The 18035-nt window shown below is 68.2% G+C and carries 15 protein-coding genes; all 15 read right to left on the bottom strand.

Annotated elements, in window-relative coordinates:
- Positions 1-211: 211 nt before the first annotated feature.
- The 15 genes from efp to G7Y50_RS07540 all read right to left on the bottom strand — a co-directional run bounded on the left by efp (position 212) and on the right by G7Y50_RS07540 (position 16902).
- Positions 212-784 (bottom strand): elongation factor P, encoded by a 573-nt coding sequence (gene efp, locus G7Y50_RS07610; RefSeq protein WP_165055740.1) that lies wholly within the window; start codon positions 782-784, stop codon positions 212-214.
- Positions 785-900: 116 nt separating this feature from the next.
- Positions 901-2112, bottom strand: a complete 1212-nt coding sequence (locus G7Y50_RS07605; protein WP_165055738.1) for a Xaa-Pro peptidase family protein — start codon at positions 2110-2112, stop codon at positions 901-903.
- Positions 2093-2521, bottom strand: a complete 429-nt coding sequence (gene aroQ / locus G7Y50_RS07600; RefSeq protein WP_165055736.1) for a type II 3-dehydroquinate dehydratase — start codon at positions 2519-2521, stop codon at positions 2093-2095. Before aroQ ends, G7Y50_RS07605 begins: the two co-directional genes overlap by 20 nt.
- The gene (gene aroB / locus G7Y50_RS07595) at positions 2518-3627 is read right to left on the bottom strand and encodes a 3-dehydroquinate synthase (protein ID WP_165055734.1); all 1110 of its coding nucleotides are present in this window, start codon (positions 3625-3627) and stop codon (positions 2518-2520) included. Before aroB ends, aroQ begins: the two co-directional genes overlap by 4 nt.
- A complete protein-coding gene (locus G7Y50_RS07590) occupies positions 3609-4172 on the bottom strand; it encodes a shikimate kinase (RefSeq protein ID WP_241156529.1) in 564 nt (187 codons plus the stop codon). Before G7Y50_RS07590 ends, aroB begins: the two co-directional genes overlap by 19 nt.
- Before the next feature lie 66 nt (positions 4173-4238).
- Positions 4239-5408 (bottom strand): chorismate synthase, encoded by a 1170-nt coding sequence (gene aroC / locus G7Y50_RS07585; protein WP_165055731.1) that lies wholly within the window; start codon positions 5406-5408, stop codon positions 4239-4241.
- 189 nt (positions 5409-5597) lie between these two features.
- Positions 5598-6833, bottom strand: coding sequence for an ATP-binding protein (locus G7Y50_RS07580; RefSeq protein WP_165055723.1), 1236 nt, complete (start codon positions 6831-6833; stop codon positions 5598-5600).
- A gap of 245 nt (positions 6834-7078) precedes the next feature.
- Positions 7079-8011, bottom strand: a complete 933-nt coding sequence (locus tag G7Y50_RS07575) for a shikimate dehydrogenase (protein ID WP_165055719.1) — start codon at positions 8009-8011, stop codon at positions 7079-7081.
- Positions 8008-8577, bottom strand: coding sequence for a YqeG family HAD IIIA-type phosphatase (locus G7Y50_RS07570; RefSeq protein WP_165055715.1), 570 nt, complete (start codon positions 8575-8577; stop codon positions 8008-8010). The genes G7Y50_RS07575 and G7Y50_RS07570 overlap by 4 nt, the downstream gene beginning before the upstream one ends.
- 16 nt (positions 8578-8593) lie before the next feature.
- Positions 8594-9736, bottom strand: coding sequence for an endolytic transglycosylase MltG (mltG, locus tag G7Y50_RS07565; protein ID WP_165055707.1), 1143 nt, complete (start codon positions 9734-9736; stop codon positions 8594-8596).
- A 5-nt stretch (positions 9737-9741) separates the two neighbouring features.
- Positions 9742-10170, bottom strand: a complete 429-nt coding sequence (gene ruvX, locus G7Y50_RS07560) for a Holliday junction resolvase RuvX (RefSeq protein ID WP_165055703.1) — start codon at positions 10168-10170, stop codon at positions 9742-9744.
- A 162-nt stretch (positions 10171-10332) separates the two neighbouring features.
- Positions 10333-12969, bottom strand: a complete 2637-nt coding sequence (alaS, locus tag G7Y50_RS07555; protein WP_165055701.1) for an alanine--tRNA ligase — start codon at positions 12967-12969, stop codon at positions 10333-10335.
- Between the two features lie 135 nt (positions 12970-13104).
- On the bottom strand, positions 13105-14700 hold the full coding sequence (locus G7Y50_RS07550; protein WP_206214806.1) for an AI-2E family transporter: 1596 nt from the start codon (positions 14698-14700) through the stop codon (positions 13105-13107).
- Positions 14701-14705: 5 nt separating this feature from the next.
- Positions 14706-15362 carry a DUF948 domain-containing protein gene (locus G7Y50_RS07545; RefSeq protein WP_165055699.1) on the bottom strand — a complete coding sequence of 219 codons (657 nt, stop codon included), beginning with the start codon at positions 15360-15362 and terminating at the stop codon, positions 14706-14708.
- Between the two features lie 100 nt (positions 15363-15462).
- On the bottom strand, positions 15463-16902 hold the full coding sequence (locus G7Y50_RS07540; RefSeq protein ID WP_165055697.1) for a replication-associated recombination protein A: 1440 nt from the start codon (positions 16900-16902) through the stop codon (positions 15463-15465).
- Between the last annotated feature and the right edge of the window lie 1133 nt (positions 16903-18035).

Here is an 18035-nt window from a genome sequence, read left to right as displayed (position 1 = left end):
TTGAGCTTCTTCTGCAAAGCTCCCGATCATTGTATCAAACGCATCTTTTTTTCTGTTTCGAATTCCGCCGCTGCCGTATTACGCGGTTATCGGCTCCCGCAACGTGAACTCGACGGCGAACCCGAGCGCATCGCCAGCCGCACCGCCCGCCCATGACGAAAAAAGCGCCCGAAGGCGCTTTTTCGCTGTGCGTTGTCGATTTGGCTGCGGGCTAGACGCGCTTGATGAAGCGGCCGTCGCGAGTGTCGATCTGCAGGACGTCGCCGATCTCGATGAACATGGGCACCTGGATGGTGACGCCCGTCTCCATGGTGGCCGGCTTGGTGGAACCCTGCACGGTGTCGCCCTTGAAGCCCGGCTCGGTCTCGGTGACCTCGAGCTCCACGAACATCTGCGGCTCGAGCGAGATGAGCTCCTCGCCCGCGTAGAGCAGCGACGCCTCGTCGTTCTCCTTGAGCCAGTCGGTCGCCGCGCCGACGGTCTCGGTGGGAATGGACATCTGCTCATAGGTATCGTTGTCCATGAAATAGTAGTCAGCGCCGTCGTTGTAGAGGTACTGCATCTTCTTCGTCTCGAGGCGCACGGAGTCGAACTTGACGCCGGAGTTGAAGGTGTAGTCGACCACACGGCCGGTCTTGATGTCCTTGAGCTTGGTGCGCACGAACGCGCCGCCCTTGCCCGGCTTCACGTGCTGGAACTCGACGATGGTGCACATCTTGTTGTTGTAGATGATGCACATGCCGTTGCGGAAATCCGCGGTAGAGACAGTTGCCACTTTGAACATTCCTTTCGTTTCGCACGCGCTCGCGGGCTGCTCGACCCCCGCCGCAACCGACGATGAGCGCACGTCAGCTTCTAAACTGCACTATTATAGCCACGCGGACGGCGTTATGCAAAGCCTCAGAGCACCACCATCTCATGGGTGGATCGGGCGAACACCTCGAAGCCGTCCTGCGTCACGATGCCGAAGTCCTCCAGGCGCATGCCGAACGCGCCGGGCAGGTAGATGCCGGGCTCGACCGTGACCACGTTGCCCGGCTCGAGCGCACACGTGTTGCGCGGCGCGAGCACCGGCTCCTCGTGGACGTCGAGCCCCACGCCGTGCCCGAGCCCGTGGCCCATGCGCCCGCCGAAGCCGCCTTCGGCGAGTATCCGCTCGGCCAGCTCGTGGGCCTCCCTGCCCGTGACGCCCGGGCGCAGCATGCCCTCGACCTCCTCGTTCGCGCGGCGCAGGGTCTGCCACGCGTCGAGCATGGCGCCCGACGGCGCGCCGAGGAACACCGTGCGCGTCATGTCGGAGCAGTAGCCGCGCGCCTTCGCGCCGAAGTCGAGGACCACGCACTGCCCTGACTCGAGCACCGTGTCGCCGGGTATGGCGTGCGGGTTCGCGCCGTTGGCGCCCGCAGCCACGATGGAGGAGAAGGCCAGGCCGCTCGCCCCGTGGGAGAGCATGAAGCCCTCGAGCTCGAGCTGCACCTCGCGCTCGGTCATGCCGGGGCGCATGAAGGCGATGATGTGGTCGAACGCCGCGTCGGTGACGGCCTGCGCCGCACGCATGCGCGCCACCTCGCTTGCGTCCTTCACCGCGCGCAGGCCGAGCACGACCTCGGAGGTCTCGGCGAGGGAGCCGGGGGCGAACGCGCGCTCGAGCCGGCGGAACTCCGCGAGCGTGATGGAGTCCTCGACGGCCAGCCACTCGCCTGCGCGCTGCGCAGGAGCGGGCGCGGGAGCGTCGCCTTCCGCGGCTGATGGCGCAGGCGCGGCCGCTTCCCCGTCGGAGTCGGCAGCCGCTTCCGCGCGGCCCTCCGCGTTCCCCCACAGCCGCGCCGCGAACGCCGCATGCGTCTCGCGCGCCGCGTCGACCTCCACCGCGCCGCCGCCCGCACAAGCGGCGCGCTCGCAGGCCGCGGCGTAGCGCGAGTCGGTGTGCAGCACCGCGAGCCCGTCGTCCACGAAGAGCGCATGGGCCTGCTCCTCGTCGAACACGCCGTCGAACGCCGTGAGCCAGCAGACGTTGGAGGTCGCGCGCACGAGCATGCCGCCCGCGCCGGCTGCAGCGTACGCCGCGCGCAGGCGCGCGAGGCGCGCGGCGCTAGCGGCTGAGCAAGACATCGACGGCCTCCAGGTACCCCGCTTTGCCCTTGCCCTTGATCTGGGCGATGCACGCCGGCGCGATGACCGACGTGCGGCGGAACTCCTCGCGCTGGGAGATGTCCGAGATGTGGATCTCGACCACCGGCACGTCAATGCACTCCACCGCATCATGCAGCGCGTAGGAGTAGTGCGTGTGCGCGCCCGGATTGTAGACGATGCCGTCGTAGACGCCGTGAGCCTCGTGCAGCTTGTCGATGAGCGCGCCTTCGTGGTTGGACTGGAAGCAGTCAACCCGCGCGCCCCGCTTGGCGCCGTAGGCGACGACCTCGGCCTCGATGGAGGCCAGCGTGTCCGTGCCGTACATGGCGGGATCCCGCACGCCCAGCATGTCGAGGTTCGGCCCGTTCATCAGCAGAATCTTCTTCACTTCGACTCCTCCCACCTCGCGAGGTGCTCTTTGAGCACCTCGTCGTCCACGTTGACGAGCTCCCAGGCCCCCACGTCGCGCGGCAGCACGAAGCGCACCACGCCCGCGCGCGCCTTCTTGTCGCGCTTCATAGCGTCGAGCATGTCCGCGGCGGGGGCCGACCACGCAAGCGCAGGCAGGCCGAGCGCGTCGAGCAGCTCGTCCTGGGCGGCCACGAGCTCGGGCGAGGCGCCCACGAGCTCGACGCCCAGGCGCGCCGCGAAGCGCATGCCCTCGGCGACCGCCGCGCCGTGGCTGTACGTGCCGTAGCCGGAGAGCTTCTCCACCGCGTGCCCGAGCGTGTGCCCGTAGTTCAGGCACTCGCGCACGCCGCGGCTCTCCGTCTTGTCCTCGGCGACCACGCCCGCCTTGAACACCACCGAGCGCGCGACCGCCTCGGCGACCACGCCCGCCTCGCGCGCCGCGAGCGCGTCCGCGTTCTCCACGAGCCAGAAGAAGAAGTCATCCGAGTCGATGACCGCCGACTTCGCGATCTCGGCGCAGCCGCACGTCCACTCGCGCTCGGGCAGCGTGGCCAGCGTCGAGGTCGACGCGCACACGTAGGAGGGCTGCTTGAACGTGCCGACGAGGTTCTTGCCCGCGGAGAGGTTCACGCCGGTCTTGCCGCCCACCGAGGAGTCCACCATGGAAAGCAGCGTGGTGGGCACCTGCACCACGGGGATGCCGCGCATGTAGGTGGAGGCGGCGAACCCCGCCAGGTCGCCCACCACGCCGCCGCCGAGCGCCACCACGCAGCAGTCGCGCCCGAGCGCGAGCGCGCCCATGGCCTCCCACACCTCGCCGATGACCGCGAGCGACTTGGAGTCCTCGCCCGCCGGCACCACGATGTCGCTCACGCGGAAGCCCGCGCCGCGCAGCGCGTCCTTCGCGCGCTCCAGGTACAGCGGCGCCACGTTCGAGTCGGTCACCACCAGCACGCGCGGAGAGTGCGCCACGTCGGCGACGCGCTTCAGGTACGCGCCGAGCCCTTCGAGCACGTCGGCCCCGATGCGCACGTCATAGGGCGCTTCGCCCGGGATGTTCACCACTACCTTAGTCGTCGGCACAGCACGCCCTCCTTCTCGAGCAGGCGAGCCACCTCCCGCGCGAGGGCGGGGACGCTCTTGCCTGCGGTGTTCACGGTTATGTCGGCGACACTCTCGTAGAGCGGCAGCCGCTCCTCGCAGCGCCGCCGCGCCGCCTCGATGTCCTGAAACAGCGGGCGGCTCGAGGTGTCGCTGATGCGCGACGCCGCCTCGTCGGCGGTGACCTGCAGGTACACCACGACGCCCTTCTCGGCCAAGATGGCGCGGTTATCCGCGCGCGTCACCACGCCGCCGCCGCACGACACCAGAAGCGCGTCGTCCTTGCTGGCCAGCTCGTCGAGCACGTCGGTCTCCACGGCGCGAAAGCCCTCCTCGCCCGCCTCGGCGAAGATCTCCTTCACGCGCCTGCCCTCGCGGCGCTCGAGGTAGGTGTCCATGTCGACCGAGGCCACGCCACACGTGCGCGCCAGCCGCCGCGCGACGCTCGTCTTGCCCGCGCCCATGAACCCGATGAAGAACACCGGCCGGGCGAGCTCGTATCTCTCGACGTCACGTCTCTCCGTCACGTTGAAGCTCCTTCTCTTGAGAAAGGGCCGAACCCCTCAGAGTACGGCCCGTGCAGGCGAGGCGCCCTACCGCGACATCGTCCTCAGGCGCTGCTTGTAGGCGCGGATGCTGGCCTTGATGTCGGCCATCGACGTGCAGCCGAACGCCTCGGTGTAGGCGTTGGCCAGCGCGAAGGCCACTTCGCCCTCCGCGACCACCGCCGCGGCGGGCACCGCGCACACGTCCGAGCGCTCGCGCGACGCCTGCTCCACCTCGAGCGTGTCGAGGTTCACCGTGTCGAGCGGCCTCATGAGCGTGGGGATGGGCTTCATGGCCGCCGTGACCACGAGCGGCATGCCGCTCGTCATGCCGCCCTCGAGCCCGCCCGCGTTGTTCGACGTGCGCGTGAACCCGCCGTCCGAAAGCACGATGGGGTCGTGCACGCGCGAGCCGGGACGCCGCGCCGCCTCGAAGCCCAGCCCGAACTCCACGCCCTTGATCGCGGGGATGGAGAACAGCGCCGCGCCGATGCGCGAGGTGAGGCGCTCGGGGCCGCTCGCGTAGCTGCCCAAGCCCGGGAGCAGGCCCGTGACCACCACGCGGAAGGTGCCGCCGAGGCTCTCGCCTGCGTCACGCGCCGCGCGCACGGCCGCCTTCATGGCCTCGGTGGTGCCTGTATCAGGGCAGCGCATCTCCGAGAACTCGATGTCGAGCGGGCTGTACGTCGGCGCCGCCGCCATGGGGTCGTCCTCGGGCAGGGCCACGTCCCCCACCGAGGTGACGTACGAGAGCACCTCGACGCCGAGGTCCCCCAGAAACTCGCGCGCGATGCCGCAGGCCGCCACGCGCGCCGCCGTCTCGCGGGCGCTCGCGCGCTCGAGGATGTTGCGGCAGTCGTCGGTGTTGGTCTTGAGCGCGCCTACCAGATCGGCGTGCCCAGGGCGCGGCGTCACCTCGCGCACCAGGTCAGACGGGGCGCTGCCGAAGGCGGCCATGCGCGCAGACCAGTTCTCCCAGTCGCGGTTGCGCACCACGAGCGTGATGGGCGAGCCCATGGTGCGCCCGAAGCGCACGCCGCTCGCGATGACGGCGCGGTCGCGCTCGATGGTCTGACGCCCGCCGCGCCCGTAGCCTGACTGGCGGCGCGCGAGGCTGTCGTTGATCTGCTCTTCGGAGATGGCGAGGCCCGCCGGCACCCCCGACACGATGGCCGTGAGCTGCGGCCCATGGCTCTCGCCCGCTGTGATGTACTGCATATGCGCCCGCTTTCGAAGACGGCCGAGCAAGGCATCGCGTCTATGCGCAAGGCGCATTGCCCGAGAATGTATCAAACTTCTTTATTGTAGCGCAGGGATCAATTGCCGACGGGCGCAAGCCCGTCGAGGGCAAAAACGCGCCGCGTTGCGTGACTCAGCATGGCGCGGGCGCGGCGCGCAATTCGTCCCTCACAGCTCCAGGCTGTTCGGATCGAGCAGGAACTGTTTGAGCCCCATGGTCACGATGCCGTGCTCGTCACGGCTCGGCCTCGCGCTGCCGCCCACCACGATGATCTTCTTGAAAAAGTCCTTCACGGCGAGCAGCGGGCGCTCCTCTTGGGCGCGCTTCCCTGCGTCAGGCAGGGCGAACGCCGACTGTATGTAATAGCGCCTGCTTCCCTCGTTTGCGATGAAGTCGATCTCGAGACGCTTCCGCTTGCCCCCCTCGCTTATGCCGACCACGCCGACGTCTACCTTGAAGCCACGTACGACCAGCTCGTTGTAGAGCACGTTCTCCATGATATGCGTCTCTTCCTGCTGTCGGAAGCTCAGGCGCGCATTGCGCAGCCCCACATCTTCAAAGTAGTACTTGAGCGGCGTGCTGATATACTTCTTCCCCTTCACGTCATACCGCTTGGCCTCGCTGAGTAGGAAGGCGTCCTCCAGGTACCCGAGGTACCGCTTGATGGTCGGAGCAGATATCGAAGAACCCTTGAGACTGCGGAAAGCCCGTTCGAGCTTGTCGGGGTTGGTCAGCGAGCCGACGGCTGAGGCGACAACGTCCACCAACTCCCCCAGTTCCGCTTCATGCTGCACCTTGTTTCGCTCCACGATGTCACGCAGATAGGTCTCGCGGAACAGAGCCTCCAGGTAAGCGGCCTTGTCGCGATCTGCCTTCAGCTCGGCCACGTGGGGCATGCCGCCGAACGTCAGGTAGTCGTTCCACGCATCGTCCCAATCTCCTCCAACAGCGCTGTAGTACTCGGCAAAGCCGAGCGGATGAATGCGAACCTCGTCACCGCGGCCCCTGAACTCCGTGATGACGTCATGCGAGAGAAATCGGGAGTTGCTGCCCGTAACGTACACGTCGAGGTTGTCGATGTGGAGAAAACCGTTGAGGACGTCTTCGAACTCGTCCATCATCTGCACTTCGTCAATCAAAGCATAGTGCTGTCCTGCGCCAACGCGCTCCCTTACGTAAGCGTCGCACGCATCGGGATCTCGAAGCGCTTTGTTCTTGCGGTCGTCGAGCTGGATCTTGATGATACGGTCAGGAGACACGCCCTCATCCAGCAGGTGTTCGCGAAACAGCTCGAAGAGCAGATATGACTTCCCGCAGCGCCGCGCCCCCGTGACCACCTTCACAAGCCCGTTGTGCTTGCGGGCGATCAGCTTGTCCAGATAGATGCTTCGCTCTATTCTCATGCCCTCACCTGCTTTAGAAAACTGCCTGCTATGACGCATTTCTAAAATGAATTATAGGGCATGGCTTCACAGTTCAGCAGAGCCAGAAGCTGTTTGTTTTAGAAAATTGCATATCTTGACAATTCTCTAAAACAGAAGAACGTCGCATCAGCAGGAGAGAGCATGCCGATTGATGGCCCTCTCGCCGGCCTGCGTGCGTGCGCCCCGCCGCGCGCACGGCCCTCGCGTCGCGGACGCGTGCGCGCCTAGAGCCCGTCGAAGCCGGCAGCGTTCGCCATCACGTCGAAGAGCTCGTCGAACCCGCACACCGCGTCGACGCCCGCCACCTCGCACACGATGTTGAACGTCGCCACCGCCTGCGCCACGAGCATGCCCGCGCCGTCATGGGCCGCGCATCCCGCCGCGCGCGCCGCGGTCACGAGCGACGTGGTGCCGTGGCCGTACACCACGTCGAACACCACCTGGCGCGCCGAGAGCAGGCCCGTGTCGAAGGGCGCGGGGTCGCCCGCGTGCATGCCGAGCGGCGTCGCGTCGATGATGACATCGGCGGCGGCGATGGCCTGCGTCGAGGTGGCGTAGCTGCCGAACTTCAGGCTCACGTGCTCGTACGCCGCGCGGAAGCTCAGGTGGTGCTCCTGGGGCGCGGGCAGGTCCACCGTCGCCTCGGCGAGCTTGCGGTAGGCGTCGGCGTAGGCGCGCAGCACGCCGGCCGCGCGCTCCTTGTCGCGCCCCACGAGCACGACCTCGGCGGCGCCCGCCTGCGCCGCGGCATGCAGGATCGCCAGCGCCGTGGGGCCCGTTCCGCACACCGCCACGCGCTTGCCCGCGAAGCGCACGCCCGTCCGCTCGAGGTAGCCCACGCAGCCCTGGCCGTCGACGTTGTAGGCGATGAGCGTGCCGCCCTTGTTCACGAGCACGTTCGCGCCGCGCGCGAGCTGCGCCGACGCCGCGCGCACGTCAGCCGCCTCGAAGGCCGCGGGCTTGTAGGGCGTGGTGACGTTGACGGAAAGGAAGTCGCGCGCGCGCAGGAAGGTCTCGGCCTCCTCGAGCGTGGGCAGGTCGGCGAAGCCGTAGTGCCAGTCCAGGCCGAGGCGAGCGTACACGGCGTTGTACATGGCGGGCGACTTGGAATGCGCGATGGGGTGTCCCAGTATGTAGAGGTTCTTCTGCGCGCTCATGCGCCCTTCCTTTCACTTTCCCGGCCGCTGCCTTCCCGGCAGCTCTGCTGGCAGCTCGCGGGCGCCGGCTCGGGCTCGGGCTGCAGCTCGCCCAGCATCACGTGCTCGAAGTTGCGCATGAGCAGCGTGTGCGGCAGATCCTGCTCCACGAGGGGCCTCAGCATGTAGGCCTTGCAGCCCACCAGGTGCGCGGCCAGCACATCGGTCATGAGCTGGTCGCCCACCATCACCGTGTTCTCCCGGCGCCCGCCCGCCTTGCGCATCCCCAGGACGAGGCCGTGGGGCGAGGGCTTGCACGCCTTCGCCACGATGGGCAGGTCGAGCTCGCCCGCCAGCGCGTGCACGCTCGCGTGCCAGTTGTTCGACACCAGGCAGAACGCCACGCCCGCCTCGCGCGCGCGGCCGAGCCACATGCCCACGTCACGCGGCACCTCGCGCGTGTCGCGCGTGAGGATGGTGTTGTCGACGTCGAGCAGCACGCAGGTCAGGCCGCGCGCGAGCAGGTCATGTTCGACGCTGATGTGCGTGACGCGCGAGAAGTACCTGTCAGGCTCGAGCAGCGGCATCCGGCACCCCGCGGCCCTATGAGAACGAGCTCATGTGCTCGTCATACGTCGCGCTGAACGAGTAGTTGCCCTCGGCGTCGAAGTAGAAGAAGTAGTCCCGCCCGAGCGCTTCGGCGTCAGGCGCGCACACGGCCTGCAGGCACGCGAGGCCCGGCGAGCAGATGGGCGTCGGCGGCAGGCCCGCATGCGCGTACGTGCTGTACGGCGTGTCGGCGTGCACCTCCTCGGGCGTGGGGTCGTGCCCCACCTCGTACGCCGTGGTGGCGTCGCTCTGCAGCAGGCCGTAGCTCGGCTCGCCCTCGGTGGTCAGGCGGTTGTAGAACACCGCGGCCACCCGCGCGCGGATGCCCTCGTCGCCCGTCGACTCCTTCTCCACGATGGAGGCGAGCTTGAGCGCGTCGTACAAACTCAGGCCCTGGCTCTCGGGGTAGCTCCAGTCAAGCGACGCCGTCTCGGCCGCGAACTGGTCGAGCATCATGCGCACGATAGACTCGGCCGCAGCGTCGGCGGGGACGTCGTAGGTCTTGGGGAACAAAAAGCCCTCGAGCGAGCTTGCGCCTGCGCCCGCGAGGAACGCGTAGTCCGCCGCGTAGGCGCTCGCGTCGCTCGCCGCCTGCGTGAACGCCTCGGCGGTGACGCGGCCGCCCGTGACCTCCTGCACGCGCGCGGCGATCTCGGAGAGCCTCAGGCCCTCGGGAACCGCGAGCGCGCCGGCGAAGGCGGGGCCTGCCTGCAGCGTGCGCAGGATCTCGTCAACGGTGACGCCGCCCGAGAAGGTGTAGGTGCCGGGGATGATCGAGGCATCCGCGTTCTGGCGCGACACCGCGTCGACGAACTCCTGCGCGCTCGCCACCAGGCGCGCCTCGGCAAGCGAGTTGCCCACGTCGCGCGCGCTCTCGCCCTGCTCGACCACCACCTGGGCCTGCTCGCCCTCAGCCAGAAGCTCGGGGCCGGCGCAGCTGCGCATGAGGAAGAACGCGCCGGCGCCCACCACCAGAAGCGCCAGGACCAGCGCGACCACCAGGGGCGTCTTGCTCTGCTTGGGGCGGATGTAACTCGTGTCGTACGTGCGGAACTCGCGGCTTCCGCGGGCATGCGCCGCGCGGGCGGCATGGTTCGGGTGGGAGGAGTAGGTCACTTGCCTTCTGCGGTGGGACACGGGTACTACCTTTCAGCGTTCGAGGTCGCGCGCTCGTCGAGCCACGCCTGCAAGAACAGACTTGCCGCTATCATATCGACTTTTCCGCGCATGTTCTTCTCGCTCAAGCCCGATTCACGCAAACTCCGCTTTGCCGCAGCCGAGCTCAGACGCTCGTCGGTAAACGCGCAGTCGATGCCGCACGCGGCACTGACCTGGGCCGCAGCGGCGCGGATGCGCGCGGCCTGGGGGCCTTCCTCACCCGAGAGCGTATAGGGCAGCCCGCACAGGAAAAGCTCGGGTTCCCAGTCCTCGAGCACGCGCCGAAACGGCTTCGCGCAGGCGAGCACCTCGGACGCGGGCAGCACGCACACGGGGCTCGCGACGCGCTCGCCCGGGTCGCACACCGCGATCCCCACGCGCACCTCCCCGATGTCCAGGGCCAGAACCCTCATCGCTCCCCCTTTCCCGAGAAACGCCCTCCCTCGCCGCCAGGCGCCGCAGCGGGCCCGGGGCCTGATGACGAAAAAGGCCCTCGCGGGCCTTTCTCCAACGCAGCTGCGACGCATCAGGCGCGCCTGACGCGCCAAGCACATCCGCCGCAGCCGCGCCCTTTCCTACAGCAGCGCCTTGCGCGCGATCTCGAGCGCCTCGTCGATGCCGGAGGCGTCCTTGCCGCCCGCCTGGGCCATGGTCGGCTTGCCGCCGCCGCCGCCCTTCACGGCCGGGCCCATCGCCTTGATGAGCTTGCCGGCGTCGAAGCCCGCGGCGACCGCCTCGTCGGTGCCGGCAGCCATGAGCACGGGCTTGCCGTCCTTCTCGCCGGCGATCACCAGGGCGCCCGGCGCGCTCATGCGGGCGCGCACCACGTCCCACAGGGCGCGCATCATGCCGCCCTCGCGCACCTCGGTGCGCGCGATGATGACCGGGTAGCCCGCAGCCGAGGTGACCGCGGCGTCGACGAGCTTGGTGATGCCGTCGTCGGACACCATAGACTTGCCGCGCTTGGCCTTCTGGTGGATCTCCTTCAGCGCCTTGACGTTGGCGGCCGTGCGCTCGGACACGTCGAACAGCGGCACGCGGAGCTCGGCGGCCGTCTCCTTGAGCTCGGACTCGACCTTGTTCACGTACTCGAGCGCGCCGAAGCTGGTGACCGCCTCGATGCGGCGCAGGTTCGCGCCCACGCTCGACTCGGACATGACCTTCACCAGGCCGATCTCGGCGGTGTTGCCCACGTGGCAGCCGCCGCACAGCTCGCGGGAGAACTCGCCGGCCTCCACGACGCGCACCTTCTCGCCGTACTTCTCGCCGAACAGCGCCGTCACGCCCGCGGCGCGCGCCTCGTCGAGCGACGTCTCGTAGATGGTGGTGGCCGTCGCCGCCATGACGTGCTCGTTGGCCACGCGCTCCACCTCGGCGATCTGCTCGGGCGTCATGGCCTCGAAGTGCGTGAAGTCGAAGCGCAGGCGGTCGGGGCCCACGTACGAGCCCGCCTGCTTCACGTGGTCGCCGAGCACGGTGCGCAGCGACGCATGCAGGATGTGCGTGGCGGTGTGGTTGCGCTCGATGGCGGCGCGGCGGCGCGCGTCGACCGAGGCCGTCACCTCGTCGCCCACGGCGATGCCGGCGTCGGCGCACTTCACCGCATGGACGTACAGGCCCTTCTCAGGGGCCTTGGTGTCGCTCACCTCAAGCGCGCCCGCCGGCGCGGAGATCTCGCCCGTATCGCCCACTTCGCCGCCCATCTCGGCGTAGAAGGGGGTGACGTCGAGGATGACCTCGCCCGCCTCGCCGGGGGCCAGCGCGGTGACGCGCGCGCCCTCCTTGACGAGGGCCAGCACGCGAGCCGCGGCCGTGGTGGCCTCGTAGCCCACGAAGCGCGTGGGGCCCACCTCGTTCAGCAGGTCGGCGTAGACGCCGCCGTAGGTGGACCAGGCGGCCTCGGCGTCCTTCGCGCCCGCCGCGCGCGCACGCTCGCGCTGCTCCTCCATGGAGCGCTCGAAGCCGTCCATGTCGACGGTCACGCCGCGGCCCTCGCAGATCTCGCTCGTGATCTCCACGGGGAAGCCGTAGGTGTCGTGCAGCGTGAACGCCTCCTCGCCGGGGAGCACCGTGCCCTCGAGCTGGGAGAGCGCGTCCTCGAGGAAGGCCTGGCCCTGGCGCAGCGTGGCGCCGAAGCGGTCCTCCTCGGCCAGGATCAGCTTGCGCTCGAGCTCGCGGTTCTCCACGATCTCGGGGTAGACGTCGCCCATGAGACGGACGATCTCGTCGACGTAGTCGTTGAGGAACGGGCCCTCCACGCCGATGAGGTGCGCCTTCATGATGGCGCGGCGCAGCAGGCGGCGCAGCACGTAGCCGCGGCCCTCGTTGGACGGCAGGATGCCGTCGGCGATCATGAAGGTGACGGCGCGGGAGTGGTCGGCGATGATGCGCAGCGCCAGGTCACGCTCGGGGTCGTCGCCGTACGTCACGCCCGCGAGGCGCTCGCCGACGGCCACGAGCGAGCGCAGCACGTCCGTCTCGTAGTTGGACTGGACGCCCTGCATGATGGCGGCGATGCGCTCGAGGCCCATGCCGGTGTCGATGTTCTTCTTGGGCAGCGGCGCGAGCGTGCCGTCCTCCTGCCCGTCGTACTGGGTGAACACGCAGTTCCAGTACTCGAGGAAGCGGTCGCAGTCGCAGCCCGGCGCGCAGTCGGGGCTGCCGCAGCCGAACTCGGGGCCCTGGTCGAAGTAGAGCTCGGAGCACGGGCCGCACGGGCCGGTGGGGCCGGCGCGCCAGAAGTTGTCGTCCTCGCCGAGCTTGGAGATGTGGTCCTCGGGCACGCCGAGCGACTTCCAGATCTCGATCGTCTCGTCGTCGTCCTCGAACACGGTGAAGTACAGGCGCTCAGGCGGCAGGCCGAGCTCGTTCACGGAGAAGTCGTAAGCCCACGAGCACATCTCCTGCTTGAAGTACTTGCCGAAGGCGAAGTTGCCGAGCATCTCGAAGAAGCTCAGATGGCGCCCCGTGGTGCCGATGATGTCGATGTCGTTGGTGCGCACGCACTTCTGCACGGTGGTGGTGCCGACGTAGGGCTCCTCGAGCTGCTTCTGCTGCAGGAAGTAGGGCTTGAACTGCACCATGCCGGCGCTCGTGAGCAGCAGCGAGGGATCGTCGGGAATGAGCGAGGACGAGGGCATGCGCTTGCATCCCTTCTCCTCGAAGTAGGAGAGGTACTTCTCGCGGATCTCGGCGGTTGTCATGTACTTCATGTTCGCTCTTTCGTCTTATCAATGGCAGAGCCGGCGAAGCCGGCCCGGTTTACCTTGGCAGCCGCCGGCACGCAGGCCAGCGGGGGTCATCCCGATCGGCCCGCAGGCCGACGGGGTCACATTATAGTATGTTTCCTAGCGCTTGTCGTGGGCGTCTGACGAGCGGCGCGCGCCCTTTTTCGCGTCGCGCGCCGCGCCAGGCGCCGCGTCGCGCGCCGCAGCAGGGGCCGCAGCCGAGGCGCCCCCGCCCTTGCCGCGTCCGACGAAGCGCGGACGCTTGCGCTTCCCCGTCGGCTGGCCGCCCTCGTCAAGCTCGACGGGCAAAAACGACGCAGTGGAGCCGGGGTGCGGCGAGGTGGCATCGGCCATGGGGTCGGGCACGTCGCCCTCGGCTGGGGTCCCCTTGAAGAACACGCCGTCTTCGGCCACCAGGCAGCGCCCCGTCCTCTTCTCGAAGTAGTACACGAAGCACGCCTTGACCACGGCCACCGCCGGGATGGAGGCGAGCATGCCCACGAGCGCGCCGAGCAGGCCGCTCATGGCGCCGCCGAGCGCCGATCCGCACATGAGGGCGATGAGCGTCAGCGCCGGGTGCACGTCGACGGAGTCAGCCATGATGCGCGGCGAGACGAACGTGTAGACGACCTGCTGGATGGCCACCGTGCCCACGAGCGCCACGAGGGCCGCGAACGGGCTCACGAACACCGCCGTGATGGCGGCGACCATGCCGCCCAGCCACGGGCCGATGATCGGGACGATGTTGAACACGCCGGTGATGACGCCGAGCGCCGCCGCGTTGGGGATGCCCACCACGGCGAACAGCACGCCGCATGCCACGCCGATCACCGCGCACTGCAGAAACGTCGCCTTGATGTAGCCGCCCATGACGCGCGTGAACGTGTAGTGCAGAAACTCCGCGTCCGCGGCGCGCTTCGGGCCGACGAGGCGCTTCACCTCGAACCCGAGGGCCGGCAGCTCCATGAGCACCCAGAACGCGATGACGAGCGCGAAGCCGAAGGCCATGAGGCTGTTGGCGACCGTCGCGCCCACGTTCACCAGGCCTGTAGCGCTCACCTGCGCGAACGACGAGGCCCATGCGGCGAGCGAGCCCTGCACGTCCTGGATGATGGACCTGACCGTCTCGTCCTCGAGCACGGGGGCGTAGCGCAGGTACACGTCGTTGCCCCAGGCGATGAGGTCGTTCGTCAGCTGGGGCACGCTGGCCACCAAGTCGGCCAGCTGGCTGTTGAGGCCGAACATCGGCGAGAACATGAGGAAGCCCACGAGCCCGATGACCGCAAACAGCACCGCGTAGGCGACTGCCGTGCCGATCGTGCGGTTGACGCCGCGCGCGTCGAGCGCGTTCACGATGCCGCGCAGGCAGAACACGAGGATGACCGTCCAGATGAGGATGGACACCGGCACGGACAGGATGTTGAGCAGGTAGACCACCGCGCCGGTGAGCAGGATGGCGCCCACGGCCGTCCACACGCGCGCGAGCCACAGGCTCGCGCGGTCCTTCGGCGCGGGCGCGGAAGCGGCGGCTGCGGGAGCCGCGGGGACGGGCGCCGACGCGGCGGGGGTTACCGGAACGGCAGGGGCGGTCGGAGCCGGCGGCGCTGGCGGAACGGGGGCCGGCGGGGCCGGGACGCCCGCCGGGGCGCTTGATGACGCCGCGGCGGGCGCATGCGGCTCGGGCGTGATGGCGGGGATGCGGGAGAGGTCAGGCATGGGCTTTACGCCCCGTCCGCGTTCGCGGCGGAGGCATCCGTTGCGCTGGCGGCGCGTGCCGCGTCGGCAGCGGCATCTGCGGCAGCAGCGTCGGCGGCAGCGGCGGCGCGGCGCTCGCGCCGGTCAGCTGCGGCGGCCTCAGCGGCGTCGGCGGTGGCGTCCACCAGATCGCGCACGGCACTCTGCTTGGCGGGCTTGCCCACGTTGCCCAGGCGCACCGACTCCTCGGAGGCGCCGCGCGCCTTCAGGCGGGCGCGCACCTTGTCAGTCACCGAGTTCACCAAATCGAGCGGCGCGCTCGTGACCGAGTCGACCGTGTCCATGGTCTTGGTGACCGAGTCGGTGATCTGCGTGACGTCCTCGAGGATCTGGTCGACGCGCATGATCTCCAAGTTGGCCGCGTCGACGGTGAGCGACACGCGGTCGACGAGCGGGTCGACCTTCGCCGAGACGGGCTCGAGCTGCGCGGTGATCTTCTCCACGTGGTCGAGCGTGGGCTTGATCTGCTCATGGAGCTCGCTCACCGTTTCGTTCACCTCGGACACCGCCTGGCGCGTCCTGCGGAAGGTGAGTGCGAGCTCCACGACGAGCCACACGAGCGCGATGCCGACGACGACGTACACGACGGGAAGCGCGATGTTGAGCAATTCACCAAATTCCATTGCCGTTCCTCCTGATCGAGCTATTGAAGGCAAACTATAACACTTCACCGTCCAATTCTACACAGGCAGGTCAGCGAATGCGCCAAGCGCCCACGCATCGTTACCCGCGCGTTGCGCCCCCTCCCGCGCGCTTCGCAGGCGCCGCATCATCTGCATCCGCCGCGCCCGTCGCCTTCGCGCTCGCGCGCTGCGCCTTCTCCGCGCGCGGGGCGGGCCGCGCGGGACGCGTGGCCTCGGCGCGGTCACGCGCGGCAGCCTCAGCGCGGTAGGCCTCCCAGCCGCGCTCGCTGGGGTGGTAGAAGCAGCCGCGCTCGAGTCCCTCGGGCAGGTAGCGCTGGTCAACCCAGCCGCCCGGGTAGTTGTGCGGGTACCGGTACGTGCCGTAGTTCTCCGATCCGGGGCGGTGCCGGTCGCGCAGGTAGTCGGGCACGTCACGCCGCGGGCCGTGGCGCACCTCGGAGAGCGCGGCGTCTATGGCGGCCTCGGCGGCGTTGCTCTTCGGCGCGAGTGCCAGGTAGATGGCGGCCTGGGCCAGGTTGATGCGGCACTCCGGGTAGCCGATCACCTCGGCGCTCCGAAACGCCGCCTCGGCCACCAGAAGCGCGTTCGGGTCGGCGTTGCCGACGTCCTCGGACGCGGCGATGAACATGCGCCGCGCGATGAACTTGGGATCCTCCCCGCCGTCGATCATGCGCGCGAGCCAGTACACGGCCGCGTCAGGGTCGCTCCCGCGCATGGACTTGATGAACGCCGAGATGACGTCATAGTGCATGTCCTTGTTCTTGTCATAGGGCAGCGAGCGGTGGGGCGTGGCGGCACGCACCATGTCCTCCGTGATGGTCACGGGCGCCTCCGGCGCGCCGGGACCCGTCATGCCCGCCGCGAGCTCGAGCGTGGTGAGCGCGCCGCGCCCGTCTCCCCCGGCCAGCGTGACGATGGCGTCACGTGCGGCGTCCTCGAGCACGTAGGCGCCGGCAAGGCCGCGCTCGTCCGCGAGCGCGCGGCTCACGAGCAGGGCGATGTCCTCGTCGGAGAGCGCGTGCAGCTCGACCACGCGCGAGCGCGAGATGAGGGCCGAGTTCACCTCGAAGAACGGGTTCTCGGTGGTGGCGCCCACCAGGACCACCATGCGGTCCTCCACGGCGTGCAGCAGCGCGTCCTGCTGGCTGCGGTTGAAGCGGTGGATCTCATCGACGAACAGGATGGTGCGCAGGCCGCCCATGACGAGGCGCTTCTCCGCTGCGTCGATCTCGCGGCGCAGGTCCGACACCGTGCCGCCGATGGCCGACACCTCCACGAACGTGGCCTTCGTGGTCTCCGCGACCACGTGGGCGAGCGAGGTCTTCCCCGTGCCGGCGGGGCCGAACAGTATCACCGAGCTCAGGTGGTCCTGCTCGATGGCGGCGCGCAGCCAGCTGCCCGGCCCGACCGCCTCGGTCTGGCCCACCAGCTCGTCAAGCGAGCGCGGGCGCATGCGCACCGCGAGCGGCGCCACCTTCGTGCGCTCGGCGTTCTCGAATTCTGTGAAAAGAGTTTCCATGCGACGCATCATACCATGTCTGCTCTTTACGAACAAATGTTTCTGTGAAAGATTTCGGAAAAGTTTGGGCTTGGACTTGAACCGAAATCCACAAGTTCGCCACTTGCGGTTCACGGGTTATTCAAGCCCGTCCTCTATACTGACGTCAGCAAGTTGATAGGCTCCCCTCCTACCTTGCTTGCCTGCTTTATCCCTTTAAAAGCAGAGCGGCGCAAAGCCGCATCATCCCCTCCTTTTGGCCTGGCGAGCTCCCCTCTCGCCAGGCCCCTTCTTTTCCAGGCGAAGCCGGGTTATGCGGGTTATAGGGCATATAGGCAGAAAAGTGTGTAAGGATCGATCGTTCACTGCCCGTAATTCGTGGGCATGTGGAACTCGTTCCAGTCGCTCCCCGAGTCGCCGCACGCAAGAGCGCAATGCCCCTGCATGCCATCCTGAGCGAAGCATGTGTGTCAGGCGCCCTCCCCTTCCATGTCACTGAGCGGAGCGCCGCCTAGGTTGTCCTCCCATGTCATCCTGAGAAGAGCTCCTGCCTAGATCGCCTCCCGTGTCATCCTGAGCGGAGCGCCCGCAGGGCGCGCAGTCGAAGGATCTGGTCGCGAGCGGGCTGCGCATGCGGGCGCGCCATGCCCAGGGCCGGATCCTTCGACTCGCTTCGCTCGCTCAGGATGACACGAGGGGAGGCTTGCCTGTTCAGGATGACATAAGGGGAGATTCGCCTGCTCAGGATGCACGCAGGAGGGATTCGCCTACCCAGGATGACACAAGGGGGCTTGCCCGCTCAGGATGAGTCACCGCGCCGTCCTCGCAACGCGGATTATCGCCCTCCGGCTTGAAGGGCGAAACCCGTAACGACTATCAGTGGCACAGGGGGCTCGCCCGCTCAGGATGGCATAAGCGGGGATATAGGCAGAAAAGTGTGTAAAGAATTACCCTATCTTCCCAGTTCAAGCTAGACATACATGCCTCCGGAGTTGTTGCCGACCAACTTCCCTATAGGCAAGAAAGCGTGTAACAAAAGCACTTGACACCCCTGTTCGGGGACACTTTTTCGAGAAAAAAGTCAGTCCGGGTCGGGGGTGAGCGGTGTCTAGCCCAAAATGCGGCGTCTGCGGCGCCAAGATGATGAAGAACGG

The sequence above is a fragment of the Adlercreutzia sp. ZJ176 genome (assembly GCF_011038975.1).
Lineage (GTDB): Bacteria > Actinomycetota > Coriobacteriia > Coriobacteriales > Eggerthellaceae > CAAEEV01.
The sequence above is the reverse complement of the archived record's forward strand: the minus strand, read 5'-3'. Positions and strand labels throughout refer to the sequence as shown.

Bases quoted from the DNA above. Each gene is read 5' to 3' on its own strand.
- efp (WP_165055740.1), bottom strand. From the start codon at position 784: ATGTTCAAAGTGGCAACTGTCTCTACCGCGGATTTCCGCAACGGCATG.
- G7Y50_RS07605 (WP_165055738.1), bottom strand. From the start codon at position 2,112: ATGTCTTGCTCAGCCGCTAGCGCCGCGCGCCTCGCGCGCCTGCGCGCG.
- aroC (WP_165055731.1), bottom strand. From the start codon at position 5,408: ATGCAGTACATCACAGCGGGCGAGAGCCATGGGCCGCAGCTCACGGCC.
- G7Y50_RS07580 (WP_165055723.1), bottom strand. From the start codon at position 6,833: ATGAGAATAGAGCGAAGCATCTATCTGGACAAGCTGATCGCCCGCAAG.
- G7Y50_RS07575 (WP_165055719.1), bottom strand. From the start codon at position 8,011: ATGAGCGCGCAGAAGAACCTCTACATACTGGGACACCCCATCGCGCAT.
- G7Y50_RS07570 (WP_165055715.1), bottom strand. From the start codon at position 8,577: ATGCCGCTGCTCGAGCCTGACAGGTACTTCTCGCGCGTCACGCACATC.
- ruvX (WP_165055703.1), bottom strand. From the start codon at position 10,170: ATGAGGGTTCTGGCCCTGGACATCGGGGAGGTGCGCGTGGGGATCGCG.
- alaS (WP_165055701.1), bottom strand. From the start codon at position 12,969: ATGAAGTACATGACAACCGCCGAGATCCGCGAGAAGTACCTCTCCTAC.
- G7Y50_RS07550 (WP_206214806.1), bottom strand. From the start codon at position 14,700: ATGCCTGACCTCTCCCGCATCCCCGCCATCACGCCCGAGCCGCATGCG.
- G7Y50_RS07545 (WP_165055699.1), bottom strand. From the start codon at position 15,362: ATGGAATTTGGTGAATTGCTCAACATCGCGCTTCCCGTCGTGTACGTC.
- G7Y50_RS07540 (WP_165055697.1), bottom strand. From the start codon at position 16,902: ATGGAAACTCTTTTCACAGAATTCGAGAACGCCGAGCGCACGAAGGTG.